General features: G+C 34.3%; 5 protein-coding genes. All 5 read right to left on the bottom strand.

The window, feature by feature from the left end; genetic code table 11:
- Positions 1 to 38 precede the first annotated feature (38 nt).
- A complete protein-coding gene (locus BUB95_RS13905; protein WP_073087635.1) occupies positions 39 to 281 on the bottom strand; it encodes a DUF6095 family protein in 243 nt (80 codons plus the stop codon).
- Complete coding sequence (murQ, locus tag BUB95_RS13900; protein ID WP_073087633.1) at positions 268 to 1,089, bottom strand: N-acetylmuramic acid 6-phosphate etherase; 822 nt, start codon at positions 1,087 to 1,089, stop codon at positions 268 to 270. The genes BUB95_RS13905 and murQ overlap by 14 nt, the downstream gene beginning before the upstream one ends.
- A 124-nt stretch (positions 1,090 to 1,213) precedes the next feature.
- Positions 1,214 to 2,029 carry a DUF4249 family protein gene (locus tag BUB95_RS13895; RefSeq protein ID WP_073087631.1) on the bottom strand — a complete coding sequence of 272 codons (816 nt, stop codon included), beginning with the start codon at positions 2,027 to 2,029 and terminating at the stop codon, positions 1,214 to 1,216.
- A 1-nt stretch (position 2,030) separates the two neighbouring features.
- Positions 2,031 to 4,406 carry a TonB-dependent receptor gene (locus BUB95_RS13890; RefSeq protein ID WP_073087629.1) on the bottom strand — a complete coding sequence of 792 codons (2,376 nt, stop codon included), beginning with the start codon at positions 4,404 to 4,406 and terminating at the stop codon, positions 2,031 to 2,033.
- 62 nt (positions 4,407 to 4,468) lie between these two features.
- The gene (locus BUB95_RS13885; RefSeq protein WP_073087627.1) at positions 4,469 to 6,688 is read right to left on the bottom strand and encodes an NADP-dependent isocitrate dehydrogenase; all 2,220 of its coding nucleotides are present in this window, start codon (positions 6,686 to 6,688) and stop codon (positions 4,469 to 4,471) included.
- Positions 6,689 to 6,854: the final 166 nt, after the last annotated feature.

Raw genomic sequence — 6,854 nt, 5'->3', positions numbered from 1 at the left:
AGTATTTTATTATAATTAATAAAAACAAAAGAAGGCTCTCACTTACGATTCTCTCCAAATAAACTAATCATAATCGTTTGGATACCCTTGAATAAAGTAAAGATAGCTCCGACACAAAAGAGAATACCTAGAATTAACAATGGAATATAAAGTGGTTTATCATCGTTTGAAAAGGCAATATGAACTACTGTAGGTCCGGCGAACATTAACAATAAACAAATAAGCATAATTCGTATACCTTTTGATAAAACTTCCTTATCTGTTCTTTTAGTTTCTTCCATATTTACTTTGTTTTAAAACGTTTCTAACGTTACCATATTTATCTAAAAGCTGTTTAGCTTCAGTTTTTGATATGTTGAGCTCATCCATGAGCATTTGCATTCCGCGATTTACTAATTTGTGATTACTCAATTGCATGTCTACCATTTTGTTTCCTTTTACTTTACCCAACTGAATCATAGTTGTAGTGGTAATCATATTGAGAACAAGTTTTTGGGCAGTACCAGCTTTCATTCTTGAACTACCAGTAACAAACTCTGGACCTACTATAACTTCTATTGGATATTTTGCCGTAGTTGATATTGGACTATTATGATTACAAACAACACATCCGGTAGTAATGCTATTCTCATTACATTTTTTAAGTCCATGAAGTACATATGGTGTTGTGCCAGAAGCTGCAATACCAATAACAATATCTTCTTTTGAAATGTTGTAAGCTTTTAAATCATTCCAGCACTGTTCTGTAGAATCTTCTGCAAATTCTACAGCCTTTCTTATTGCTGTATCCCCACCAGCAATTAATCCTATAACTAAATCGTGAGATACTCCAAAAGTTGGAGGACATTCGGATGCATCTAAAATTCCAAGTCTTCCACTAGTTCCAGCACCAACATAAAAGATACGACCTCCAGCTTTAAGTTTTGAAACAGTTTGTTCTATAAGTGTTTCTATTTGTGTTAGCGCTTTTTCAACAGCTAATGGAACAGATTTATCTTCTGTATTAATATTTGTGATGACCTCTCGAATGGACATTTTTTCGAGGTCATTATAGTGAGATTCTTTTTCTGTTGTTTTTTCAAAATTCATTTTATAAAAATAATGAATTTGTTCGCGTTAGGGATAATAGTGGAAATCCTTTTGCTTTTTAAAAGCAAAAGATTGTTGTGAATAGCCCGACCCGATTTATCGAGGTAACGCCATAATAATTCTACTACTGTATTGTATAAATAACCTCATCGACTTCTGATAGCCTGAAATAGCCAAATGGGAAATTATCTGCATTAGTTTGATTAACACAATTACCACGTACTGTTGCTGGCTGTGTCTCGAAAGGTCCACCGCTTTCTTCACTTCCTTGTTGTAAAAGAATAAACATAAAATTATAGAAGCGCTCTGTAATACCATAATTTCGAATGGTAACTACATCTCCCGGCTCTAATTCTTCTTCTGTATAAAACCCGAAAATTTGGTTACCATCAGTGAATCGGTCTTCATAAACCTCTAGGGTTGGGATTACGGGTATATCACTAATAAATTCAAAGAAATAATAATTTTCTATGTTGGCAGGGTCAGTGTAGAATGCTTTAAGTTCTATATCTTCTCCTAAAAATCCGCCATCATCTTTTTGTTCAATAAAATCTATAGGTGCTACAGATTTTAGTGTTTCAGTAGCTGTATATAATTCGTTATTATAAAAAACAGAAAGCGTGTAAACTCCATCGATTAAAGGTATAAAAGTGTTGTTTTGATAAACGCCAGAACTTCCATCTTCTTCAAAATTAAAGATGTTACCGTTAGTGTCTGAAATTGATACAATAGCTCCGTTTGCGGGTTGAATATTGTCTTCGAAAAAAGGAGCTGTTAATGATAAACGGATGCTCTGTTCGTTTCCTAAGGTATTTTTAAACCAATTGATGCCTGCATCTATAACAAGGCGTGTTTGTCCTTCATTTAAATCTACTTCGATAACATCCTCACACGATATTGTGGTGATTACTATTAAGAATATGGCTATAATTTTTTTCATCTTAAAACTGGAAATTATAGGTTACTGCTGGAACAATTCCGAAAATGGCTAACCGCGTGGCTTCGTTTCTACCTGTCATTCTATTTTCGCGAAAGGTAATGTTAGTGGCATTTCTTCGGTTATATAAATTGTATAAACTAAAGACCCATTGTCCTTTGAATTTTTTATCTGAATTTGGTTTTGCGTTATAATTTAACGATAAGTCTAGTCTATTGTAATCAGTCAATCGACTAGAATTTCTTGCTTCGTATACAGGAATTGTAATTCCGTTGAACTGATATTGACCGTTAGGAAATGTAGCAGGAATACCTGTTTGATATAAAAAATTGCTATTGATTGTCCATTTGTCATTTAATTCATAAGACCCTGTAAGTGTAATGTCATGTGTTTTATCCCAAGGCGTATTATACCATTGTCCATTGTTAATTCCTGTTTCAAAAGGAGTTCTTCCTGGAGTACGTTGTTCGGACTTGGATAGTGTGTAAGCTAGCCAACCTTTGAAACGACCTTCGTTTTTTCTTAATAGTATTTCTAAACCATATGCTCGTGCTTCGCCATTTAAAATTACTTGTTCTATGGCATCATTAGCTATTAAGTTAGCACCATCTATGTAATCTATACGGTTGTCAATAGTTTTGTAAAAGCTTTCAACTTCTAATGAATATAAATTATCATTAAAACTTTTGAAGTAACCTACAGCAAATTGGTCGAGTATCTGAGGTTTTATAAATTGCCCGCTTGGCGTCCATACATCTAGCGGTGTAGGAGAACTAGTATTAGATAGCAAATGTAAATACTGAGACATGCGATTGTAGCTTGCTTTTACCGAAGACGACTCATTTAATTGATAAGCGAGTGAAGCACGTGGCTCAATATTGGCAAAGGATTCTAAAACATTACTTCTACTAAATGACTCTGTACCGATAGGCTCGGCTTTTTCATAAACCTGTAATTGTTGATTGAAGAGAACAGGATTGTTATTCTCGTAAATATTTATTTCATCTTGACCTAATCTATAAAATGTACTTAAACGCGCGCCATATGCCAGCGAGAGCTTGTCGGATATTTTATGCTCGGCATCGATGTATACAGCGTTTTCAAAAGCATATTTATCGATGAGTTTATCTGGATTTATTCCTGAATTCTCATCAATTGGAGAAATTTCTCCAGGATTGAATTTGTAATAAATACTGTTAAGTCCGTACTCTAGTTTAAACCTGTCACTGATATAATGTTTAAAATCGTATTTAAGGTTGAAATTTCTAATACCTGATTCCCAATCAAATCCAACAAAATCAAGAGTTAAGCCATAGAAATAATCGGAGTATATTAATGATAGATTTGAAAACAACTTCTCTGAATATAAGTGATTCCACCTAAAATTTAATACCGTATTTCCATAGGTATTTGTAAAACTATCTCCTAAAGCAAATACATCTCTACCAAAATAGCCAGATAGATAAATGCTATTTTTTTCATTTAATCGATAACTGAGTTTAGTATTTAAATCATAGAAATATGCGATATTGTCTAAATCGAAAAGTGGTAAAAATAGATGTGCGTAACTACTTCTACCTCCAAAAAGAAAAGAACCTTTTCCTTTTTTGATAGGTCCTTCTGCCAGAAGTCTACTAGATACCAATCCTATACCACCATTGAGATGAAACTCTTCATTATTTCCTTCTTTCTGATAAATATCTAAAACCGAGGAGACACGACCACCATATTTTGCAGGTATTCCACCTTTGTAGAGTTTAATATCTTTTATAGCATCTGGGTTAAACACCGAAAAGAAACCAAATAAATGAGATGAATTAAAAATCGTTGCCTCATCAAGAAGAATTAAGTTTTGGTCTGCAGAGCCACCACGGACGTTAAACCCCGAAGAACCTTCACCAGCATTTGTAACTCCTGGTAAAAGCGTGATAGACTTTATAATATCTACTTCTCCTAAAATAACAGGCATTTGCTTGATTGTTTTTATAGATAAGCTATTTACGCTCATTTGAGGTTTACGAATGTTGAGTTTTTCAACATCTTCGGTGATAATAATTTCGTCTAGGCTTTCGGCAGATTCCTCAAGTTTAAAGTTTAGAGTTGTGTTCTTATTTAGTTCAACAGTCTGCGTTAAGGTCTTAAAGCCTAAGTAACTAATTTGGACATTATAGGTGCCTTCTTCTAAAGTAATGGAGTAGAAACCATATTCGTTTGTAACGGTTCCGTTTCTAAGTTCTGGTATAATAATGTTAACACCAATTAGTGTTTCTGTAGTTTTATTATCAGTAATAATTCCACTGAGTGTAAACTTGTTTTGAGCTGAAATTAGAGAAAAGGAGGTAAGTAAAATCAATAAAAATCCAAGTAGGAACTTTCTCATTAGCTTCTTTTTATGTAAAAATAAAAAAGCCTCATTTGAGATGAGGCTTTTTTAACTTAAGTTTAATTGAGTATGGCGTTCAGCGTTTTACTAGGTCGCATGGCATTACTCGTGAGTACTTCGTTTGGATAATAATAACCGTCAATATTAACAGAAGCGCCTTGAATGGTATTTAATTCTTCTAAAATATCAGTTTCTTTTGCCTGAAGATTTTTGAATACTTCAGAAAATTCGTGCTTTAAATCAGCATCTTTATTTTGATTAGCTAAAGCTTCAGCCCAGTATAATGCAAGATAAAAGTGACTGCCACGGTTATCTAATTCGTTAACCTTGCGAGATGGCCCTTTTTTGTTTTGTAACAATTTCTCTGTAGCGTTATCTAATGCTTCACCAAGAACTCTAGCTTTTTCATTATTTGTAAAATCTGCATAATGGTCTAATGATACTGCCAGTGCTAAGAATTCACCTAGAGAATCCCAACGTAAGTGATTTTCTGTAACAAATTGCTGAACGTGCTTAGGTGCAGAACCGCCAGCACCAGTTTCAAATAATCCACCACCATTCATTAATGGAACTATAGATAACATTTTTGCACTAGTTCCTAATTCTAAAATAGGGAAAAGGTCTGTTAAGTAATCACGTAACACATTTCCTGTTACAGAGATAGTATCTTCACCAGCTCTTACACGTTCTAAAGTAAATTTAGTAGCTTCAACAGGTGCTAAAATTCTTATATCTAAACCTTCAGTATCATGATTTGGAAGGTATTTGTTTACTTTTTTAATCAATTCGGCATCATGTGCTCTATTTTGGTCTAACCAAAAAACGGCAGGTGTCTGCGAAGATCTTGCTCTAGTTACGGCAAGTTTTACCCAGTCTTTAACTGGCGCATCTTTAGTTTGACACATTCTCCAAATATCTCCGGCTTCAACTTCATGAGATGTTAATACTGTACCATTAGCATCAATAACTTCAACTTTTCCTTCAGCTGCTATTTCAAATGTTTTATCGTGAGAACCGTATTCTTCAGCTTTTTGGGCCATAAGACCTACATTAGGAACTGTACCCATAGTCGTTGGGTCAAAAGCACCATGTTCTTTACAGAAATCTATCGTTGCAATATAAACACCAGCATAACTACTGTCTGGAATAACGGCTTTGGTATCTTGTTGGTTTCCTTCTGCATTCCACATTTGTCCTGAAGTACGAATCATTGCTGGCATCGAAGCATCAATAATCACGTCACTTGGTACATGAAGATTCGTAATTCCTTTATCAGAATTAACCATGGCCAAATCCGGTCCGTTTTCTATATTGACTTTAATATCTGCTTCAATTTCTTGACGCTTATTTTCTGGTAATTCTTCTAGTTTTTCAATTAGGTTACCAAAACCGTTATTAACGTCAACACCAATTTCTTCAAAAGTATTGCTGTGTTTTTCGAATAAAGGTTTGAAGAATGCTCTCACTGCATGACCAAAAATAATTGGGTCAGAAACTTTCATCATTGTCGCTTTCATGTGTAATGAAAACAGGACACCTTCGTCTTTAGCATCTTTAACTTGTGCTTCAAGGAAAGAAATTAATGCTTTTTTACTCATGCGAGTTGCATCAATAATTTCACCTTCTAGTAAAGCTAAATTATCTTTTAATATTGTTTGCGTTCCGTTTGTAGCAGTATGTACAATTTTTACCGAAGTTGCACTTTCTATAGTCACAGACTTCTCGTTATGTGCAAAATCTCCAGCACTCATTGTAGCAACATGCGTTTTTGAGTCTGACGACCAAGCTCCCATACGATGAGGGTTTTTCTTAGCATAATTCTTAACGGCTTTAGGTGCACGTCTGTCTGAATTCCCTTCTCTAAGTACAGGATTTACAGCAGACCCTTTTATTTTGTCGTAACGCGATTTTATAGTTTTTTCCTCATCTGTTTCAGGCTCATCTGGGTAATCTGGTAAAGCATAACCTTTAGCTTGTAATTCCTCAATGGCATTTGTTAACTGTGGAATTGACGCACTGATATTTGGTAGTTTAATGACGTTGGCTTCTGGCTGTTTTACCAAATCTCCTAATTCTGCTAAGGCATCAGAAACTTTTTGTTCATCTGTTAGATAATCTGGGAAAGCAGATAATATTCTGGCAGCTAGAGATATATCTTTAGTTTCTATATTAACATTAGATGATTTTGTAAACGCTTTTACGATTGGTAAAAATGAGCGCGTTGCTAAAGCAGGTGCTTCATCTGTAAGCGTGTAGAAAATTGTAGAAGTTTTTGTCATGTCTTATGTATGCTATAAAGTGGATTCAAGGCTTTTTTAAAGCCGTGCAAATATACAAAATTCAATGCTTTGGATGAAGCTTGAAGCTAATGGAATTATGAAATTAAGATTTAATTATTAATCCCGTAGAATGCGATAAACTGTTTTGAAAAATTTTGTTGTTTAT

It is taken from the genome of Winogradskyella jejuensis (assembly GCF_900129745.1).
Taxonomy (GTDB): domain Bacteria; phylum Bacteroidota; class Bacteroidia; order Flavobacteriales; family Flavobacteriaceae; genus Winogradskyella; species Winogradskyella jejuensis.
The sequence above is the reverse complement of the archived record's forward strand: the minus strand, read 5'-3'. Positions and strand labels throughout refer to the sequence as shown.